The 20,784-nt window shown below is 47.2% G+C and carries 20 protein-coding genes; 2 read left to right on the plus strand and 18 right to left on the minus strand.

Annotation, left to right across the window (positions count from 1 at the left end; translation table 11 throughout):
* Positions 1 to 1,783: hypothetical protein (locus F4V45_RS03875; RefSeq protein WP_150337149.1), on the minus strand; the 1,783-nt coding region annotated here is incomplete at its 3' end.
* A gap of 352 nt (positions 1,784 to 2,135) precedes the next feature.
* On the opposite strand from F4V45_RS03875, the gene F4V45_RS03880 reads away from it, so the two are divergent.
* Complete coding sequence (locus tag F4V45_RS03880) at positions 2,136 to 2,717, plus strand: YceI family protein (protein WP_246144998.1); 582 nt, start codon at positions 2,136 to 2,138, stop codon at positions 2,715 to 2,717.
* A gap of 182 nt (positions 2,718 to 2,899) precedes the next feature.
* Positions 2,900 to 4,258 (plus strand): phosphomethylpyrimidine synthase ThiC, encoded by a 1,359-nt coding sequence (gene thiC, locus F4V45_RS03885; RefSeq protein ID WP_150337150.1) that lies wholly within the window; start codon positions 2,900 to 2,902, stop codon positions 4,256 to 4,258.
* Between the two features lie 77 nt (positions 4,259 to 4,335).
* Here thiC and F4V45_RS03890 read toward each other — a convergent pair whose 3' ends face one another.
* From F4V45_RS03890 to F4V45_RS03960, 17 genes are all read right to left on the minus strand, one after another.
* Positions 4,336 to 5,388 (minus strand): hypothetical protein, encoded by a 1,053-nt coding sequence (locus tag F4V45_RS03890; RefSeq protein WP_150337151.1) that lies wholly within the window; start codon positions 5,386 to 5,388, stop codon positions 4,336 to 4,338.
* Positions 5,357 to 5,872, minus strand: a complete 516-nt coding sequence (locus F4V45_RS03895; RefSeq protein ID WP_150337152.1) for a glycosyltransferase family protein — start codon at positions 5,870 to 5,872, stop codon at positions 5,357 to 5,359. Before F4V45_RS03895 ends, F4V45_RS03890 begins: the two co-directional genes overlap by 32 nt.
* Positions 5,873 to 6,049: 177 nt before the next feature.
* Entirely contained in the window at positions 6,050 to 7,345 is a 1,296-nt protein-coding gene (locus tag F4V45_RS03900; RefSeq protein ID WP_150337153.1) for a TRAP transporter large permease, read from the minus strand.
* A 33-nt stretch (positions 7,346 to 7,378) separates the two neighbouring features.
* Positions 7,379 to 7,999, minus strand: a complete 621-nt coding sequence (locus tag F4V45_RS03905; RefSeq protein WP_342779748.1) for a TRAP transporter small permease — start codon at positions 7,997 to 7,999, stop codon at positions 7,379 to 7,381.
* Between the two features lie 10 nt (positions 8,000 to 8,009).
* A complete protein-coding gene (locus F4V45_RS03910) occupies positions 8,010 to 9,053 on the minus strand; it encodes a DctP family TRAP transporter solute-binding subunit (RefSeq protein WP_150337154.1) in 1,044 nt (347 codons plus the stop codon).
* Positions 9,054 to 9,126: 73 nt separating this feature from the next.
* Positions 9,127 to 10,545, minus strand: a complete 1,419-nt coding sequence (locus tag F4V45_RS03915; RefSeq protein WP_170235156.1) for a glycosyltransferase family 61 protein — start codon at positions 10,543 to 10,545, stop codon at positions 9,127 to 9,129.
* 82 nt (positions 10,546 to 10,627) lie between these two features.
* A complete protein-coding gene (locus F4V45_RS03920) occupies positions 10,628 to 10,828 on the minus strand; it encodes a hypothetical protein (protein ID WP_150337156.1) in 201 nt (66 codons plus the stop codon).
* Between the two features lie 98 nt (positions 10,829 to 10,926).
* Positions 10,927 to 12,876, minus strand: coding sequence for a hypothetical protein (locus F4V45_RS03925; RefSeq protein ID WP_150337157.1), 1,950 nt, complete (start codon positions 12,874 to 12,876; stop codon positions 10,927 to 10,929).
* A 24-nt stretch (positions 12,877 to 12,900) separates the two neighbouring features.
* Entirely contained in the window at positions 12,901 to 13,161 is a 261-nt protein-coding gene (locus F4V45_RS03930; protein ID WP_150337158.1) for a hypothetical protein, read from the minus strand.
* A gap of 80 nt (positions 13,162 to 13,241) precedes the next feature.
* Positions 13,242 to 15,140, minus strand: coding sequence for a DUF1561 family protein (locus F4V45_RS03935; RefSeq protein ID WP_150337159.1), 1,899 nt, complete (start codon positions 15,138 to 15,140; stop codon positions 13,242 to 13,244).
* A gap of 42 nt (positions 15,141 to 15,182) precedes the next feature.
* Positions 15,183 to 15,881 (minus strand): hypothetical protein, encoded by a 699-nt coding sequence (locus F4V45_RS03940; protein ID WP_150337160.1) that lies wholly within the window; start codon positions 15,879 to 15,881, stop codon positions 15,183 to 15,185.
* On the minus strand, positions 15,850 to 16,548 hold the full coding sequence (locus F4V45_RS03945; protein WP_150337161.1) for a hypothetical protein: 699 nt from the start codon (positions 16,546 to 16,548) through the stop codon (positions 15,850 to 15,852). The genes F4V45_RS03940 and F4V45_RS03945 overlap by 32 nt, the downstream gene beginning before the upstream one ends.
* Before the next feature lie 15 nt (positions 16,549 to 16,563).
* On the minus strand, positions 16,564 to 16,725 hold the full coding sequence (locus tag F4V45_RS09400) for a hypothetical protein (protein WP_170235157.1): 162 nt from the start codon (positions 16,723 to 16,725) through the stop codon (positions 16,564 to 16,566).
* A 9-nt stretch (positions 16,726 to 16,734) separates the two neighbouring features.
* Positions 16,735 to 18,645, minus strand: coding sequence for an FAD-dependent oxidoreductase (locus tag F4V45_RS03950; RefSeq protein WP_150337162.1), 1,911 nt, complete (start codon positions 18,643 to 18,645; stop codon positions 16,735 to 16,737).
* 9 nt (positions 18,646 to 18,654) lie between these two features.
* Complete coding sequence (gene galE / locus F4V45_RS03955) at positions 18,655 to 19,572, minus strand: UDP-glucose 4-epimerase GalE (protein WP_342779750.1); 918 nt, start codon at positions 19,570 to 19,572, stop codon at positions 18,655 to 18,657.
* On the minus strand, positions 19,538 to 19,768 hold the full coding sequence (locus tag F4V45_RS09910; RefSeq protein ID WP_281292473.1) for an NAD-dependent epimerase/dehydratase family protein: 231 nt from the start codon (positions 19,766 to 19,768) through the stop codon (positions 19,538 to 19,540). Before F4V45_RS09910 ends, galE begins: the two co-directional genes overlap by 35 nt.
* A gap of 36 nt (positions 19,769 to 19,804) precedes the next feature.
* Entirely contained in the window at positions 19,805 to 20,773 is a 969-nt protein-coding gene (locus F4V45_RS03960; RefSeq protein WP_150337163.1) for a hypothetical protein, read from the minus strand.
* Positions 20,774 to 20,784 lie beyond the last annotated feature (11 nt).

The following is a 20,784-nucleotide window of genomic DNA, read 5'->3' on the forward strand; positions in this document are numbered from 1 at the left end:
CATACACATAGATTTGCTTGCCATCGCCACTAAGCTGTGTTTGCACTTCTTGAGTGATTGTAGCAGTGTTAGAGATAGAGCCTATCTTCTCTACACACTCTTGCCCACATTTCTCATAGAGATAGTAACGGATATCGCCGATGTCATAGGGGTTATTAGCATTATCAGAGCTAATCTTTAGCCCAATGTAGTTGTAAGTGAGCACCTTTTCGTATTTGAGTCCCATAGCAGAGAGGTCGATTCTCCCTTGTGTGTAGTTGCCATTGTCTGCTGGCTTCTCTCCCTCATAGATGGCGATGAGCTTTTCAATCTGGGCGCACTGCTCTTTGGCACTGCCATCACAATGGATTAACTGCTGCTTCCCAGCAGAATCTACAAAGTTATACTTAATCTCGCCTGCATCAATGAGTCGCTTGACTTCTCCTGCTTGGATATTGAGATTCTGGAATTGATTGCCAGCATTAGTGATAGCAAGTAGGGGCTTGCCATAGCCATTGACATTGTTTGTATAGTCTTTCATCGATACACCTAGCTCTAGCACACCTGCTTCATTTTTACCATTGACTAGTTGATTATCCAGCACGAGCTGGGCATTGGTAGCGTCCATTGTGATTTGCCCACCGGGGGTTAGGGTTAGGTGGTGAAAGTGCGCGACAGAATTGCTGCCTAGCGCGATATTATCGACCCTGGTGTGTGTGATAGCACCGCCGTGGAAAGCAGCCCCAGATTTTAGCGTTAAGCTCTTGCTTGTTAGCTTTGCTATGCCCCCACTATGGAAAGCAGCATTAACCCCTAGCGTGATATTCTCACTTGTCAAGCTAGAGCCTGTCCCACCATGGACATAGAGCCACGCTCGAGAGCTTGCTTGATCATCGTGTAGGGTGAGATTTTTGATCGTATAGGTGCCATTGTCTTTTAGAAATAGCCTAGATTCTGGGCTTATATCGTGTCCTGTTGCTCCTTGTGCGGATTGGAGGATTTCTAGCGTATCGATAGACATATTGCTATTGGCGATGATATGCCCCTTGCGCGATTTGATCGTGCCAAAGCTTGCTTTGCCCTTGATGTCTTCTACATAGATTTTCGCGCCATTTAGCGCAGAATCTAGCCACGCATCATCTCCACTCTCTCTACCTAGCACAATCGTGCCTGCAAAGTTTAGATTCTCCCCCTTAAAAGTCGCGGTAGCTCCGCCAAAGGCGACACTGCCAGCATAGAGATTCATATAAGAGCCGCTGCCCTTTATATCTATGTCTTTATTTGATTCAAACTTCAGCGTATGCCCGCCAGCATTGACATAAAACTTCGCATTGTCCATAGAGATAGAATCCGCTTTGAAGTTTGCGTGAGAGTTTCTGCTAGTTGCGGCAAAAGTTAGGGAGAGATTATTGGCAGTGAGCTTATCTGTGGCAGTGAAGTTAAACACTCCCACTCCCATAGCCCCATCTCGCCCCGCTGCGATTTGGGTGCTATTTAGGTTGATTTCTTTAGCTTCAAAGTTTCCAGTGATTTTGCTCCCGCAAGGTAGCCCTACGCAGTCCCAGCCACTTGCGACATTAAAGGTGAGTTTGCCGTTAAAGACAAGTTCGCCATTTTCATATTTGTGGGTAAATTCTGTGTCGCCAGATTTGTAGGTTTCTACATCTTTTACCATAAAGGTCTTTGCAGTAGCGTCGGTTTTGTTGTTTAGGTTATAAACACTATTTGTTATATCTTCACTCTCTTGCGCAAAGACAGGTAACCCCAGAGCCAGCACAAATGGGGCGAGTATCAGCGCGCGCATATTCCCCCCCCCCCAAGACACCTTAAACCGCAGCCAACAGCACGCGCGCAGCGATGTGCAGTGGCTTGAGCTAGATTCTGTCTCACATCTCTTCCTTCGTTTGATTGAAGTTTGATCTAAGCTTGGCTTGATTGAGCGTGCCAGCCTAAGTTCATTGGTAAGGTGATTTACTTTATAGATAAATCGCCCGTATTATAGCATTTTAAAACAAAACCCCAATGCTTCTTAGAATCTAGCCTAAAGTGTGGAGAAATAACCCCCCCACCCAAGCAATGCCCAAGCCCACGCGCTAAGATTGCGCGCACTTGCGCTACAATGCTTGCTTATCACATTTCATATCAAAGGACTTACAATGCGATCTTTAGGACTTCACAAAGTGCTAGCACTCCTAGCAGTAGCCTCTCTCTCAATGCTTTCTGCCAAGACTATTGACACAGCCAATGCCAAGGCAGGGTTCACCGCCTATAAGTCGCCTAAAAAGCTTGCCGTTGGCGGGACATTTAATAATATTGTCTTTAAGTTCAAAAAGGGCGATAGCATAGCTCTCCAGCTAGAAGGAGCAAGTGCTACAATGGAGGCAAATGCCATAAATCTCGGCGATGCAGCCAAAGATACAAGCCTAAAGGCAAACTTTTTCTCCCAATTTAAGCAGGACAAAAAGGGCAAGCAGCTTATCCGCGTGGTCTTTAGAGAAGTCGTAGCAGGGGAGAATTTAGGCACAATGCTAGCAAGCGTATCGATGAATGGCAAAAGCCAAAAAGTCCCTATGCAATACACGATCCAAAACGGCACACTCACAGCAAAGGGCGTGATTGATGTGCTGGATTTTGGGCTTAGTGAGGCGTTTGCCAAGCTTGCTAAAGCGTGCGAGACACTACACGAGGGCAGAAGCTGGACACAAGTAGAGATCTACTTCAGCGCGCCGGTGAAGTAGGACCTAGCTAGAATCTATGCTGGCAAATCCTAGATTCTAGCTTACTCCGTCATTGCAAGGCGGGGCAAAGTTGCCAAGCAAGCCCCAGCAAGCTTCTTTGAGCAAAGCGACTCTTTCAAAATCACACATTGACAAACTCTGCTATAATGCAAGCCCTTTAACCCAAAATAAGCGAGAATCTAATGAGAACACAATGGATACAAGAGCGTCAAAATGACCCGATAAAAACCCAGCTCTACTACGCCAAGCGCGGAATCATCACGCAAGAAATGCGCTATATCGCTAATATCGAGCATATCGAGCCAGAGCTTGTGCGCAAGGAAGTCGCCAAAGGTCGCCTAATAATCCCAGCAAATATCAACCACACAAACCTTGTCCCTATGGGCATAGGCGTGGCACTGCGCACCAAAATCAACTCCAACATCGGCTCAAGCCAAATTTGCAACTCCGCAGATGAGGAGGTAGAAAAGCTCAAGGTTTCTATCAAATACGGCGCGGACACGGTTATGGATCTAAGCACCGGAGGGGATTTAGACAAAATCCGCACCGCTATCATCGGGGCTTCTAGCGTGCCTATTGGCACTGTGCCGATGTATCAAATCCTGCACGATGTGCAAAATGATGTGCTAAAGCTAGATATCCCCACAATGCTTGCTACACTTGAAAAGCAAGCCCAGCAAGGGGTGAGCTACTTCACCATACACTGCGGATTTTTGCTAGCGCATATGCCAGCAGTCTCTAAGCGCAAAATGGGCGTAGTCTCGCGCGGCGGCAGCCTTATGGCAAGCTATATGCTGCACTATCATAGGGAGAATCCATTCTATGAAGCCTTTGATGAGATCCTAAAAATCTGTCAAAAATACGATGTCAGCCTAAGCCTAGGGGACTCTCTACGCCCGGGCTGCTTGGCAGATGCCAGCGATGAAGCGCAGTTCGCTGAGCTAAAGGTGCTAGGTGAGCTAGCCAAACGCGCCTATCAAGCCGATGTGCAAGTGATGATTGAAGGTCCCGGGCATGTCCCGCTTAATCAAATCGAGCGCAATGTCAAGCTGCAAAAGGAGTATTGCAGTGAAGCACCCTTTTATGTGCTAGGACCGCTTGTAACAGACATCGCCGCAGGCTATGACCATATCGCAAGTGCCATTGGTGCGTGCGTGGCAGCGTGGAAAGGCGTGGCGATGCTCTGCTATGTAACGCCAAAGGAGCATTTAGGGCTGCCTAATGCCAAAGATGTGCGAGAGGGGATTCTAGCCTACAAAATCGCCGCCCACGCCGCAGACATCGCACGCGGTAGGATTAAAGCACGCGAGAGAGATGATGCGATGAGCGATGCACGCTATGCCTTTAATTGGAACAGACAATTCGAGCTAGCCCTAGACCCAGATAGAGCCAGAGAATACCACGATGAAGCCCTGCCGCAAGAAGTGTTTAAAGAAGCGGAGTTTTGCTCGATGTGTGGTCCTAAGTTTTGCAGCTACAAAATCACGCAAGATATTTTCAAGCAGTATGGCGATAAGGTAAAGGAGCTAGAGCAGGCTTAGGCTCTAGTGTTTATAGGCAGTGTGGATTCTAGCAAGCAGAATCTAGGGGGAGATTCTAGCAGGTAGATTCTAGGGGGCTAGTGGGGGGCTAGGTTTAGGACTATGAGGTAGCTTCCCCAGCCGCCTTTGCCTTGTATAAATTGCGCGCTAGAATCTAGGCGCAAGAGAGTCGCGCGCAAGTCTTGTAGCCACTCTTCTTCATAGTGGGAGATGAGCAAAAAGGCGCGTTTAGATTCTGCTTGGCGCAAGGTTTGCTCAAGCTTGGCTAAATCTTTGTCAAAGGTGGTGAATCGCACGCCGGTGTAGGGGGCTTGCGCGCCTTTTGGACTCTGCGTATCTGCTATGCCATAGCCATCTAAAAAGCTGTAATACATAAACGCTGGCTTTGAAGCGCGATAGATCAGCACTAAGTCATCGCCCTTTGCTTGCGTTTGTAGTGTAGCAGTAAGGGCGTGGGTTTGCTGGATATAGTGCCAATGGGGGTAGATTTTGCCATAGCGCAGCAGAGTAACTGCCAAGATCCCCACCACAAGAGCGATCCCCGCCCACTTCCAGCGAGCAAATAGCGCGACTAAAAAGTAGCAGCACAGCAGATTGAAAACAGGTGTCATATAGAGCGAGAGTCGCCCGCCTATCACGCCACTATGCCCAAAGGGGTAGATTCTACATAAAGACAGAGCGACCCACACCAAAAGCGCGCATATACACAGGGTGAAAATAAAGCGCGCTTGCTTATAGGCGACCACCAATCCAAGCAGCCCCATACACATATACACAGGCACGGCTTGAGACTTGATAAAAGGCGTGAAGCCTTCAAGCACGCCAAGCAAGGTGTCTTTGATAAAGGCTGGATACGCGCTAAGTGAATGCGGGAGAAAGAAGCTCTGCCAGTAAGTGTAGAATCCATCGACCCTTTGATAGCGGATATAGAGCAGATAATACAGCGCGACAAATCCGCCCAAAAGCAAGAAAGGCACAATATGCGATCGCAAAAAGCCTAGAGTCTCGCGCCTATGCTGGACTAGCAATGCCAAATACATCGCCGCGCCAAGAAATAACGCCGTGTAAGCAAAAAGCGAGCAAGCAATAATGCTTAGGCTAAGATAGAGCGGCTTGCTCCTTTGCTCCAAACGCGAATATATATATATATATATATATCATTAGAAAGCTACAAAATGCCTCTATCCCATACTGCTTAAATTCTGTGGTGTAGTGCAAAAGCCCCATATTCCCCACAGCAAGCAGGATAAAGACAAAGCAGCCAAAGGGAGAGAAGAGCCTTTTGCCAATCATATATGCCAAGATAAGCGTGCCTAGCCCGCATACAAAAGGCAGGAAGTAAAGCACCCACTCGCTATACCCAAACACAGCACCCAAAGTCTTAGAGACAAGCAAGAAGCCAAGCGGTGCGGCTTGCGTGAAGGGAAGTGGCGCGAAAAACAGCTCCCTAAAAGAGATTCCATACATACTAAAAGCTAGCATTGCTTCATCAAGCCATAAATCCTTGTGCCATATATAGCAGTAGATTCTAGCTAGCACGCCAAGAGCTAGCACCATAATGGCTAGATATGTCCAAAGCGCGCTATTTGCGCTTATGTTTTTAGATATTTTCATACTTCACCAACAGCTAGGAGATTTGAGACATAAAAGCTCGCATTATAGCAGAGTTTGGATCTATCAAGTGGATTCTAGGTAGCTATCTACCTAGAGCGCAGGACTAGCGCAAGCTTTATCGATGATAAATAGGCTAAACCCAGAATCTTAAGCGCACTAGCTGCGGCATAGATGTCCTTACACCAATGCCAGCGAAATTTGCGGGATATAGGTAACAAGCAAAAGTCCCACAAGCATCACAGCAAACCAAGGCAGCACAGATACCACGACATCTTTAAGCCCAAGCCCTGTGAGAGAGCTTGCGACAAAGAGATTAAGCCCCACGGGCGGGGTGATCATACCAAGCTCCATATTTAGCACCATAATGATCCCAAAGTGTATGGGGTCAATCCCAAGTGAAACAGCTATGGGGAGCAATAGCGGGGTCATAATCATCACCACAGAGCTAGGCTCCATAAACTGCCCCATAACAAATAGCACGATATTAACCACGATGAGAAACATCCACCAGCTCATATTTTGCTCGATGAGAAATGCTGCTATGGCGTGCGGGATACGCTCGCTTGTAAGGAAATGCGCAAACACCACCGCACAGCCGATGATAAGAAAAATCATCGCTGTAGTAATTGCTGCATCAAGACACACGGCATAGAGATCTTTTAGCCGTAAGTCCTTATAGACAAACACAGAGATGATAAAGGCATAGACCACGGCGATCCCAGCGGCTTCTGTGGCGGTAAAGATCCCACCATAGATCCCGCCAATGACTACGGCGATGATAAGCAGTGCCCAAAATGCTCTCCCAAAGGATTTTACTCGTGCTTGTAGACTCTCTTTCTCACCGCGCTTAAAGCCTAGCCTTTTAGCCCCAAAGTATGTATAGAGCATCATAAGAGAGCCCACAAGAAGCCCCGGCAGCACGCCGGCTTTAAAGAGAGCTTCGATAGAGACGGCAATTTCTTTTCCGTGCAAATCGCTTAGCCCGCTTGCAGTAACCCCATAGACAATCATCACCACAGATGGTGGGATTAAAATCCCAAGGCTTCCAGCAGTAGTGATCGCTCCCACAGAGTAGGGCTTGGGGTAGCCTGCTTGACTTAGAGCGACAAACATCACTGACCCTATGGCGACAACCGTGGCTGGAGAGCTGCCACTCACTGCGGCAAAGATGATACACGCTAGAATCGCGCTCATAGGAAGCCCACCGGGCAAATGCCCAACAAGCGATTTGGCAAAATCCACGATCCGCCCCGCCGCACTGCCTTTACTAAGCAAAGAGCCCGCTAGGATAAACATAGGGATCGCCATAAGCGTGGGCTTAAAAGCGGCGATAAAAATATCTGGGATTCCAGCTATATCGTGGCTTGTGAAAAGCAGCAGGCAAATGAGAGAGCTAATGCCAAGCGCGATTGCCACAGGCACGCCCAAAAGTAACAGCACAAAAAGCAGCAAAAACAGCACAGCAAGGCTCATAATCGCTCCTGTTTAGTAGGAAAACTTCGCATTCTATTCCTTAATAGCGGTATCGTGGATAATTTCATCTTGCGTTTTTTTAGCTACAAGCTCTGCGGGTGTGAAAGAGACTTCATAGATTTTCTCACATACGCGATAAGTTGCCCCGATAAATGCCAAAGGCAAGCACAGCAGAAATATCCACAAAGGCACTTCGTGCAATGCTTCAGAATATCGCCCAAGATTATAATAAAGCTCACAAGTTACAATCCCAGCCCACGCCATAAACGCTAAAAACAAAGCACTAAGGATATGGGAGAGCAGCACGCTAGCTTTCGCCCATTTTGGTGGGAACTTCTCTACAAGCACCATCACAGAGATATGCACGCCCTTGCGGAATCCATACGCCGAGCCAAAGAGCGCGCTCCAAATAAAGCAGTAGCTTGAGACTTCTTCGCCCCACGCTAGAGAATGCACGCTAGGATAAAAGCTTGAGACAAAGCGCAAGCAGACATTGATAGCTACAATCACCACCCCAGCTACAAGCCCAAATACGGCGATGTTTTTGTTGATTTGTGCGATGATTGTATCAAGGACTTTGAAGAATTTTTGCACGCTAGGGTTTAGGTGTGCCCACACAAAAGGCGCACCTAAAAATCGCAACACTCTTTTCACGCGCGATTCTTTAGTTTGTTTCTAGGGTTTTTTGGATTAGCTCTTCTCCTACAATGTCATAAAGCTTAGGATAAATAGCTTTCATCGTGCTCTCCCATTGTGCTTTTTGCTCGTTAGAAAGCGTGTAGATTGTTAGCTTGCCACTTTGCTTGGCATAGTCGTTGAGATTTGCTAGCAGCTGGCTCTCATCGCGCGCACTTTCTTCTCGCTCAAATTCTGTGGCTTCTTTGATAGCTTGCTTCACTATGTCTTGCAAATCGCTTGGCAGCTCACTCCAAAACTTCTCGCTCATCACAACAAGATAGCCCAAATAGCCGTGGCTAGAGAGTGTTAGAGACTTTTGCACTTCGTAGAATTTGGAGTTGTAGAAGTTTGAGAGCGGATTCTCTGTCCCATCAACTACGCCTGTTTGTAAAGCAGAATACACTTCGCCAAAGTTTATGACCTGTGGGTTTGCGCCCATAGCTTTTATCTGCTCTTCTAGCACTTTTGAAGTTTGGATTCTAAGCTTTTGTCCCTTGGCATCTTCTGGTAGGACAATGGGCTTTTTATTAGAGCTAAAGTGCTTAAATCCAGCGTCCCAATAATCCAGCGCGATAAAGCCTTTTTGCGCGATTTTTTCCTTCAAAATATCGCCCACTTCACCATCCATCACTTTATGCAAATGCTCGTTATCTCTAAAGATGAAAGGCACATCCCAGAGATTAAACTCTTTGACAATGGGGGTGAATTTGGAGAAGCTTGGGGCTGCCATTTGGACATTGTTGCGCTTAAGCTCTTGGAAGACTTTGTCATCATCGACAAGCTGCGTAGATGGGAAAACCTCGACTTTGATTTTGCCTTGGCTAAGCTCTTCCACACGCTTGGCGAAAAAGTCCGCAGCCTTGCCCTTAGGTGTCCCAGAGCTAACAACGTGGGAGAATTTAATCGTGTAGCTTTCCTGCTCTTTTGGTGTGCTATCACCACAGCCCAAAAGCCCTATGCTAAGCGCACTTGCTACAAGCACTCCACCGCATAGCTTCACTATATTTGTGAGGTTTGATCTTGCTTTCATTTGCACTCCTTGGTTACTTTAAGATGGTTTATTCTAGCGCAAAATCTAGCCATTTAGCAGGCTTTTATAAGGCTTATAGGTATGTTTCTAGCTTTTGTAACGCTTTTTGCAATAAATGTGGGCATACATACGCGCTCTCTTGCTGGGGGTGTGCGCTTGTATCAGTGGTCGTTGCTACCATATAGAAGTATCTACACCCCATAAGCAGAGCGCAAAACTGCGGGCAAGAGTAGTGATAATACTGCGGGAAGATTTCAAACACCACCGCGCCTTCTTGCATAAAAAAGGCATTGCTAAGCCCTGCGCCGTGTAGGCTTGCGATAATGCTACTCTCCCTAGCCATACAAGCTTGCTCCACTAGGCTTAACTCATCTGGCAGGATAATTTCATAGCCAAAGGCGGTGAAGATAGATTCTACTTCTTTGGTGTTTTCTAAGTGGCGATTAGAGCCGCTTGGGCGAGTTAGGAAGATTTTGCGCTTTTTGCTTGGTGAGGGCAGAAGTGTGGCAAAGTCTCTATAAAACTGCTGCAAGAGTAGCGGCAGCGCAAGCGTGCGATGATGTGTAACCCCATCGCGCCACTCCACGCTTTCAAAGTTTGCTATAAGCGTTGGGACGATTAGGGATTTAGCCTGTATGAGTCGGCTTGGGTTTAGGGGGAGGATTTTAGATTCTGGGATTTGTAGAATCTGCCACATCTGTCTTTGATATGGCATATCTTTGGCTAGGAGGTAGTAGTCTGGCTCTAGTCCGCTGCGGCGGATCTGCTCTAGGGCAGCTATGCTTTCGCTTAGGAAGTGGTAGTAGTTGGTGGCTTGGTGGAGCAGGGCTAGAGAGCCGCTAATTTTGTGGAGCTTGAATAGCTTTTGATAGTAGAATCTAGCCCATAGTTTGCACTGCTTTAAGGACTCTAGAATCTTGCGCGCTTTTGATGCGTTTCTAGGCAGGGCAAAGGCGTGGGTGGGGTAGGAAGTTTGAGAGATGATAGCCTTATGCGATTTGGTGATGACAATCTCGCTATCATCGCTATAGCAATAGCCTTGTGGATAGACTCGCACAAAAAGTGCGCGGAAGCGGTAAGTATAAGGGCGGAAAAAGCGATGAAAGCTGCCGAAAATGTCTTGGAAGTGGAAGTTGTTGTAGGGCTTGGGTGCTGGCTTTTGGCTAGAATCCACTTGCGTGGATATGGATTGCCGCGCTTTGTCTTGTGCCAAAGCTCGCAATGACGGAGAATGGGTGTTGTTTGTAAGAATGCTTAGTGATTGAAAAGTGGATTCTGGGGTTTGGGCGTTCTTTGTGATGTGTGTTTCGCTGCCGCTGCAATCGTCTTTGTTGCCTTGCTTTTCGCCACCGCTGTGAGATTCTAGGATTGTAGATGAGAAAGGCTTGCTTTGCGTGCTTTTTAGTGCAACTTGCTCGCGGAAAGATTGGTGCTGTTCTCTAGGCTTGCTCTGGGATTCTAAGATTTTTGCGCTAGAAATGGCATTTTTCAAGTCGCGCGTGGGAGATAAGACTGATGGTCTATCGAGCTCGCGCGGTGCAGAAATCGCCGTTTCTAGCCAAAAAGCTGAATCCTTATCTACGCCCCCCCCCTAACTGCGATTCTATAAGCCCCTGCAAGCTCTCATCATCAGCATAAGAGAAAATGCCATTGCCACAGATGAGTAGGTTAGATTCTGGCTCTATGGGGATTTCTTGGGCTAGGTCGCCGCACTGCCTTGCGTGCTCAAAGCCTGTTCGCTTGCTCTCTAAAATGCGGAAAAGTAGCTGCAGCATCGCATCTCCTTAATAAATGTGGATTTAGAATACAAACGCGCAATTGTGCCTATTTTGAAATAAAAGCTTGGTAAAGCTCCACTGCTATGGCTTGTGGGCTATAATGTGCTAGATTTGCCTTTGTCTCTTATATGAAGCAGTGCCGCCACAAGCCCCACACAAGCAATAATCCCAAGCGGCAGCACAGGCGACATATAGCGCGTCTCTGTTACAGGGGTAAAAGCCACGATAAAAAGTGCGCTAAAAAACCCAGCAAAAGAAGCACTAAAGCTAAAGACCAGCAGAGAGCTACGCATTTTGGGCTTAAATCTCCATAGCACAAAGGAAGCAAGCAGGACAAAAAGGCTTAGCAAAACGCCATAAATGTGATTGAGCGTGAGCTTGTGCGTGTATAGAAAGTCATAGATTTTAGTTTGCAAGGGGCTTAGGGTGATACTTTGCTCATTTTTGGGGAAGTCTTTGCTCGCTTCAATGTGCCAAGGGTGCGTGGGTTTCTCTTGTAGCTTTGCGCTATCAAAGATCCACCCCGGGCTCTGCCACCACATCGCTTTTAAAAAGCGTGCTTCGTGGGCTAGGAAGTTTATGGGGTGCTTTACAATAGCTAGAATCCACTGCCTTTTTAGCCCCTCTATCTTGCCGTGGGGGATTGGGCGCAGGTCATCATACGCCCAAGGGACATTGAAAGGATCGGCATCAAGCAGGCTGCTTGTGTAGAGGGCTTTGACATCTTCCCAGCCTTTATTGGGGAGATACCATTCTTGCTTGAAGCAGCTAGCATCATCAGCTGGCACGCACGCGCCCGCGATTTGGTGCAGGAGTGTGGCGTTTGTGGGGTAGGCTACGCCTTTTGTAAGCAGCTTTGGGACTATGGTGGCGATACTAAGGCAGATGATCGCCGCTAGGGCAGTGGCTTTGACAAAGCTGCGTGTAAAGGTCTTGGGATCTAGCCCCCTATCTTGTAGCCACACATACACGAGCACAAAGCTTATGGGAAAGACGCTAAATATCGCATTATGTCGCCACAGCAGCGCGAAGCATAGCACCACTACAATCGCCCCCCACAAAAGCCTAGGATGCCGCACAGGCACGAGCAGGGCAAAAAGCACCATACTATACGCGCAAAATAGCAGCATAGGTAGCGCGAAGCTGTGGTATTGCACGAAATTTTGGAAGTAGATATTGCCTATAAAGATGGGAAAGAGCAGCAGCAGTGCCCAGAGTGAGCGAAAGCGCAGGTAAAAGCCCCACACCAAAAACAAAAGCCCTACATAAAAAGGCACGAGATTCCATAGATAGAGATAGTAAAGATGCTTGCCAAAAATTGCATAAAGCAGCTCTAGCACATAGGGGATAAACACAGGGTGCCAGTTGTCTTTGATCAAAGCAATGGAGCCATAAGTATCACCGATAATGTGAAAGCCCGGGAAGCCTAGCCAAAACTGAAAGACAAAAAGCCCCACAATAAGCCCAAAACTAGCGCATAAAAACGCCTTGTCCCTGCGAGTAAGCGGAGCTAGACTTGTATGCCCCCCCCCCCAAGAATATTTAGAAGTGGATTCTAGCTTGCGCGGGTAAGAGGCGTTTAAGCTTGCTACTCTTTGGATAAAAATGATCATAAGCCATAGTAAAAGCACGAAGCTAAAGCATTGTAGCGTGCTCTGCAGGGGAGTGGCTAGAATCTTAGCACTATAAAAAAGCGTGCCAATGTGGCTTCCAAGCTCTAGGGGGGATTGTGAGATAAGCTCTAGGCGGTTGCTATCTGGGCTTGGATGTGTGAAGCTTGGGGCTTGGGCTAGGTCCCAGTCTATGCTGCGGATTGTGATTGCCACTGCGTCTTTGTGTGCGCGAAAGATTGGGCTTGAAAAGATGAGCTTAGCAGTGTAGTGGTGGGCTTGATCGCTAGATTCTAGCGTATCGACTACGCGTATATCTGCTTGTAGCAGCTTATCTGTGCTAGCAAGCCGCAAGCCCCCAAATATGCAAAGTGCAAGTGTTGCGCATAAGCTCCAAGCAATGAGCGCGCGCTTTATCCTAGAATCTAGCTTCATTATAGTCCTTAGAGAAGAGTAAATTTATAGGCGGATTCTAGCATTTTTGCGCTTGTGGGAAGCTTGGGATAGGTTAAAGAGACAAAGAGAAATGCTTAAAATAAGTAAGATAGATTCTAAGGTTGGCACTAGAATCTGTGTTTCCTTATGGATTGCTTCGGCGATTTTATCGCCTCGCAATGACGATGTAAAAGTGGATTCTAGGGACAACACCAAAAATGTAAAAAAGCCAGCTAGGATTCTAGGATTTGCGATGAGAAATCGGGGCTTTTCAAGGACTCTCAAGGGCGCGCACTTGGGGTGCGTAACCGCCGAGAGTCCGCAGAAATCGCCGATTTATCGCGCAAAGCCGAATACTTTTTAACCTACCACAAGCACCGCCCGCTTTCACACTGATTCACCCCCTCCGCCCTAAGCGCACCCCCACTTCCGCGCCGCCCAGCCCCATCGCCACTGCAATCGCCAGCTGAGACCACGCTAGCAAAGGGCAGCGTGTGATACGCGCTTGCTTGAAGCGCAGCAAGCCGCTCTAAAGTATAGCCCCCTTCAACCAAACGCGATAAAAAATCCTGCCTTGTATAAACAGGAATCGTATAGGCGGCAAACTCTTCTTGACTTAGCAAAATATTTGTGGGGATAATGCGCGTGCCATCATTGGTGCGGATAGCGACCATAGCGTGCGAGCCTCTGCGTCCATCAGGCGTGATTAAATCCATTAGCAAGATAAACACGCTTCCACCCGGTGCGTGCAGGATATGCTCGGCTACGCGGTTGTTTTGCTCAGGATTTAGCCCAAGGATTGGGATATTCCAATCATATTGAGGCAGCAGGGAAATCGCGCTTGCCACGGCGGTGTTGTTGCTGCTTAGGGAGATAAACTCTGGGGTAACAAACTCGCGCCGCACATAGAGGCGAAACCACCCTAAAATATCGTGCAAGCTCTCATATAAAAGCGAGTGCCTAAGCCCAAAGGAGACAAAGGGGTTCGCCCTATATTGCGTGTCAAAGAAATAGCCTCCACTGCGCCTAGGGCTGCTAGGATTCTCCAAAATCTCTGCGACAATTTGAAAAGACTGCAAGAGGCATACCCCGCAAATCCCTGCCGCGCTCATCGAGCTATCGGTGGTAGTAATAATGGCTAAGAAGCGATCGCGCCACTCACTGCTAAAGCGGAAATTTGAGGGCAGGGGCGTGGGCTTGGGGGAGCGTTTGTGCCGTGTTTTCTTAGGGGGGTTTGGGCTATTGCTTGGGGCTGGGCAGGTGCTTAGATTCTCCCCAGCATTAGCGTTGATAAACCGCAGCCACTCTAGCGCATCATTGCTTATGGCAAAGCCAGAGATCGCGGCATTGCCCGTGTCGCCTTGCATATATTCTGGTGTAGCGATATAGGGCACGCCCCACGATGGTCCATAGCGTGTAAGGCGTAAGGGGTTGTTTTGAAAATTGAGCAAGGCTACTTCATTTGCTTTGGTGGGGATAAGCTTCCAATACGCCTTATTGAGCTTAGGCGGTGTCTCATCGCTGCATTTTGCCCACCATATCCACTCCCACTGCGCACCATTATCATCAGCATACGCGCAATCAAGCCTAGCATTTGGGGCATTAAAGAGAGCGATATGCCCACTTTGGAGGTTGTAGTAAATGGGCGTAGTGTTTTTGCTAGAGTGATTGCCTGCTAGGAAGTAGCGTTCATTGCCAAATTTCGAGGGCAAATCCCACGCGATAAAAGTCTCTATGCTAAGGCTGCCGGGCTGGGCTATGGTGTCTATCCAGCTTTGCATATCATCGCTAAGTGTGTGGCGCGGCAGTGAAGTATCACGCAATTTAGCGGCATAAATATAGCTGCCATCGTCTTTTAGCATATAGGTTTGCTGGGCATTATAAAAGTGCATATCTTTGAGTATCCACTGCTGGGCGCGGTTGTTGATAGTACAGGGTGTGAGCAGGGCATAGTCTTTGCTCGCTCTGCCTTTGCTCACAGAATCAGGCGCGGTGATACAAAACCAGCTGCCATTAAGCTTATAAGCAAGGCGCGAGAAGACATCATATCGCGCTTTTTGGGAGGCGTCATCGCCGCAGAGATTTAGCTGCAAGTAGATCCCACTGCTAGCAGGCGATGGCGTGTAGCAGAAGGTATTCACGCTGGTATGGACTTTGATAGGAGTGTCTTTGGGAGTGTGCGCTTTCTTTGGTGTGGGGGCAGAATCTAGCATACTTTGTAGTGTGCATAGTAGCAGCAAAATAGAGAGACAAGAGTGCTTCATCGCCGACCTTTGTGTGTGGAGTTAGGCGGATATTGTAGCACTTTAGCAAGTGGGGTGGCAGAGCCTGCGGTATAAGCAGTAAATAGGCACATACAAAAGACTCGCCCAAAAGCCAAGATACCATAGCACAAAGCAAAAATGTCTGTGGATATAGCTATGAGATTTGCCAAGCACAAACCAGCTTAACGCAGGCAGGGCAAAGCACACAAGCAAGGCGATATAAAAGCTTCTATAAGATTTGCTAGACTCTTTAACACAGGCGAAAACAGCTACGCCAAGCAAAAGGAGCATAAAGGGCTTGCTAAGGTAGATTCTAATAACTTCTAAGGCATTTGCATTAAGCGAGGCGGCATAAACGGGGTCAAAGTCTTTCGCGCTGCCCCCTACCATTCTGCGTAAAAAGTCATTGTGATAAATATCCATAAGTCCAACCCATAAATCCCCACCACCGCGGATATAAGTATGGACTATAAAGGTAAGCAAAAACCCCACACAAGCAAGGATAAACAGCCCTAAGCCATAGCTGAAAGACTGCTTTACTGAAAGGCTAAGAAAAGGGCTTTGAGAGCCTGTAAGCACTCCATAGAGAAAGCTTACAACAAATGGACTAAGAGAGAACAAAATAATACTTGTAAGAAACTCATAGCTCATACTTGCCCGTAGGGCTATGGCAAAGGTAAAGCACAGGCAAAAAGCGATGATTGTATATTTATTCCCCCCCCCCCCGTGAATAAATAGCAATATGTCTATACAGACTCAAAGCAAAAATCGCAGGGAGAATCCAAAAGCCAAAGCTAAAGTAAAGACTCCCGCTAAAGTTTGCCACCCAGCCACTTGTAAAAAGCGAGAGAAAAAAGATAATCCCAAACGCCCTGCCAAAGATTTTGCCTAGCAGAAACGCGCATATAAGCAAGCATAACGCGCTAAAAAATGCAGCGAGTCTATACAAGGGCTTTAAGCTCTCTAGCCCAAGCGCATTGTGCAGCCACGCATAGAAAAAGCCCTGCACGCCTATGGCAGATCGATAATGGCTAAAGGAGAGCACGCCTAGCTCATCGCTTTTGACAAAGCTTAGTCCATAGCCCTCCAAATCATAGTCGTGGCTCTGGGCTAGAATAGTCGCTGGGATATGGTAATCCACATCGCCAAAGTGATTAGCGTGCTGGTAAAATAGCGCGCTTGTGGCAAGTAGCACAAGCAGCATAAAGCTAGCGATATATACGCGTTTTTGCGCGATAGAATCTGCAGCTTGCAGAAATCGTGTAAAAAGATTGTGTAACATTGTTTGCTCCTTTGCTTGGTTTGGCGTTGGCTTTTTGCGAAAAAGCGGGGAGTTTGCCTTTTGTTTGTGCGATAGCCACTCAAGGCTTATCTCCGCACAAAAGGCTGCACAGCCCCGCTTTTTCATCAAAAATCCTGCCGCCTAGTTGCTTGGCTCAAAACACATTTGCAGCTTGGTTATTTTCTCTGGGATTCTAGGAATTGCGGTGTTGCTAGTGGGGCTTTTAGCAAATTTTGGGGTGGAGCTAGACATAAGGTCTGCGGTTACCCCAAAATTTGCTAAATCGCCACTATGATTACCCAAAGCCGAATCCTAAGCCTTACCATTCTCTTGATAGTCATAATCTGTGTTAATATGCCACAAATCACACTCCCTGCCCAAAATCTTATCCGCACACATAAGCCCCATAAGAATGCTATGGTCTTGATTGTTATACTTAAAGCTCCCATTTCGCCCGATGAAATACAAGTCTTTAAAGCTATCTAGGGCTTTGTAGATTTTATGCAAGTTATCTTTGTAGCCCCGCTCATACACAGGGTAGCTTTTGTGGATTTTTAGCACGCTGGTGTTTTTGATAAGGCTAGAGTCTGCTACAAGCTTAGATTCTAGCAAATCCCTTTTTGCCATCTCACTTAGAGCATTATCATCTAGATTCCACAAGGCTTCATCATCATTTGCCCAATACTCAAGGCATAAAATCGCAGAATCTTTGCCGCATTGCAAGTCTTTAGTCCAATTGGCGAAGTTGGTGATTCTGCCGGTTTGGGTATCCTTGCTATGCACATAAATCCAATTATCTTTAAATAATGCGGCTTGTTGCGATAAATGCGGGAGCTGCAAAAAATCGCGGCGGTCATTACCGCTAAGGTAACTCCCTTGCGATTTTTCTTGCAACCCACATTTCTCATCAACAATCCTAACATTATTTCTATCGTTGTAAGCGTTATTGTCAGGGTGGCTACAAAACACATTTTGTGCGTTTTGGGTGGATTCGGCTTTGCGCGATAAATCGGCGATTTCTGCGGACTCTCTGCGGTTACGCACGCCAAGTGCGCACCCTTGAGAGTCCTTGAAAAGCCCCGATTTCTCATCGCAAATCCTAGAATCCTTTGCTTGCTCGCTTAGAATTGGGGCGGTGTCAAAAGTGGATTCTAGTGTGTCGGCGTTTTTATGCCAAGCTTGTTTTTCTTCTTCTAGGATTCTAGGAATTGCGGTATTGCTTTCGTAGTTTTTTGGGGATTTTGGGGCAGAGCTAGACTTGAGGTCTGCGGTTGCCTCAAAACAAGGGATACCGCTCGGCGTTAGCCGATGTTTCTTTAGTAAAGCCAAATCCCCTACTTCTACATAAACTAAAATCGTGTTTCTAAATTTTAATCTCCCCGCCATTTCTTTCACACTAGAATCTAGCTCTTCTAGCGACAACACCATATCCCTAAAAGGTGCGGTTGAAATCACAATATCCCCGCTAAACTCACCCTTGTTTGTGTGAATACCCACCGCCTTTTTGCCCTGCGTTTTAATGCCTAGCACCTCCACACCACAATGCACCACGCCGCCGCGTTTGATAATCTCTTGCTTCATATTTTCATATACCACGCCACAGCCCTTTTTGGGGTAGCTAAACTCATCAACCAAAGTCTTATGCTTTTTGCCCCCACCGCCAAAGAATGCGGACTTTATCGCTTCATAGAGATTAAGCCCTTTAATGCGTTGTGCGGCGAAATCCGCATCTAGCTCACTGCACTTAATCCCCCAAAGCTTTTCTGTGTAGCTTTTAAAAAATATGCTATACAAGCGATAGCCAAAGGCATTTGCCACCCAAGATTCAAAGCTATCCCCTTTAAAAGGGCTAATTTTTGCTCTTATGTAGCTAAGGACGCATAAAGTGGATTCTAGGAAGCCCAGCTTAAAAAGCGCGTCAAAGCCACGCAAAGGGTAGTAGAAAAACTTGCGGTTATAAAAGATTCTAGTAAGTCGTGAGACTTTCTCATATTCACCATTTGTGTGGGAGTGCCAAAAGTCATTTAAGCGAGTATCCTTGCTAAAGAAGCGATGCGGTCCAATATCCACAATCTGTGAAAAAAGCTCTATGCTTTTACTCATTCCGCCCACTTGTGATTCCAGCTCAAAAATCTCCACGCTATATCCATTCTCACTTAGCACCCTAGCCGCGCTAAGCCCAGCGGGTCCTGCACCGATGATTAAGATCTTTTTTTGTGTCATTTATGCTCCTTAGTAGCGTGGGTTGCGATGCCAGTTGAGTGCTGAAGAAAGGATTGTCTCAATATCTGCAAAAAGTGGATTCCAGCCTAGAATCTGCTGTGCCTTAGTGCTATCGCCAATGAGTGTGGCAGGGTCGCCCTCTCGCCTAGATTCTATAATGTAGGGGATCTGTCTGCCACAAAGCCTAGAAGCACACTCTAGCAGCTCAAAGATAGAAAATCCCAAGCCATTGCCGAGATTAAAGGCTTCACTCTTGCCGCCATTTAGCAGATGCGTTAGGGCTAGAATATGCGCACTTGCCAAGTCATCAATATGGATATAGTCTCTCACGCAAGAGCCATCTTTTGTAGGGTAGTCATCGCCATAAATGCTAAGAGATTCTCTCTGCCCCAAAGCAGTTTGCAAAAGAAGTGGGATTAAATGCGTTTCAGGGCTATGAGACTCGCCGATATTAAAAAGCATACTTGCCCCAGCGGCATTAAAATAACGCAAGATGACATACTCTAGCCCATAAGCGTGGCTAAAATCTTTTAGCATAGTTTCTACCACAAGCTTTGAGTAGCCATATGGGTTTATGGGGCTTTGCGGGTGGGACTCTGTGATGGGTAGGTGCAGGGGATTACCATAAGTGGCACAAGTGGAGCTAAAGATGATGTTTTTGATATGTGCTTTACGCATAGATTCTAGGAGGTTTAAGGAGTTGGCGATATTGTTGTAATAATACTTGCTAGGGTCTTTGACACTCTCACCTACATACGCAAAGGCAGCGAAGTGCATAACCGCTAGAATATCATAAGTGCTAAAAATGGATTCTAGTGCGGAAGTGTCGCTTAAGTCTGCGTGGATAAAGGTGGTGCGTGTGTGGGCGGTCTCTAGGCTTTCCCCTAAACTTTTATGCCCCCCCCCCCAAAGAAATATTAGAAGTATTAGCCATACTAGTAGCCTTAAGAGATTCTAGCAGAGAAGTTGTCGCATTGGGCAGTGGCGCGTAGTGCAGAGCCTGCTTATGTCCATAGACTAAACTATCTAGCACGATGGTATCAAAGCCAAGTGCGTTTAGCAGGGCATTGGCGTGAGAGCCGATGTAGCCAGCCCCGCCGGTTACTAAAATGGGATTTGTCATAGCTGTGTCCTTAGGTGAGCGCGCATTATAGCACAATCATTGTAGGTTATAGAGCGTGAAATGCTCGCTTGCATACACGATAGAGAAGCGCGCTAGCTGCTCTTTGTCAAAGAGTGGGGCAAAGCTAGATTCTAGCAAATACTGCGCTTTATCGAGCCGCTCTAGCTTGCTTGTAGCATAGCTTAGGCGACTAGTCGCTAGATAGAGCACGCGCGGCTTGAAAAACACGACTATATCGCTTGGGCTTGTGTGCGTGGTGATAAACTCATACACCTGCTTAGATTCTAGCTCAAAGGCTTGCGGGTAGGACTCGTGGGACTTTAGGGCTAGGATTGCTCTTGGCAGGGCGTTATGCTTGCTTGCTAGGTGGTAGCTATCTTTTAGCACGAAGTAGCCAAGCACTAGCGCGCACATTGCGATGATAAGCTTGGGGCGTTTGGAGTAGGTCCTTTGCACACCCCAAGCGATCCATATTGCTAGAAATGGCAGGACACTAAATACAAAGCGAATGCCCTGTAGTGGGGGCCAGATAATCAAAATCGCTAGTGATGCCCCCACAAATAAAGCCGCAAACATATCGCGCTTATAGCACGCTCTTAAGCCTAGCACAAGGAAATACAAGCACACAGCCCACACAAGCAGCCCTAAAGGATTGGGCAGTAAAAAGGCATATTTAGATTCTAGCAGACTAGGCGCAAGCAGAGCGAGCGGATTTGGCAGGGCGAAGAAGTCGCTAAAGATTCCAGCGTAGTAGATGATATTGCGCACGATAGTTTTAAGCGAGATACTCTCTAGCAGCAGCGCGATATGCCCCTCTCCCCCAGCAGAGTCTAAAGCATAGCGCACAAGCACCACTCCAAGTGCAAATACCACATAAGGCACAGCACTTAAGGCTAGATACCTGAGCTTTTGCTTTTGGATTCTGGTGAGATAGTAGAGATGCAAGGCACATAGGGCTACTAGGATTGCTATGCCATTGCTACGGATAAGGTAGGCGCAGAGCATACTAAGTCCGC

The sequence above is a fragment of the Helicobacter canis genome, from assembly GCF_008693005.1.
Lineage (GTDB): Bacteria > Campylobacterota > Campylobacteria > Campylobacterales > Helicobacteraceae > Helicobacter_B > Helicobacter_B canis.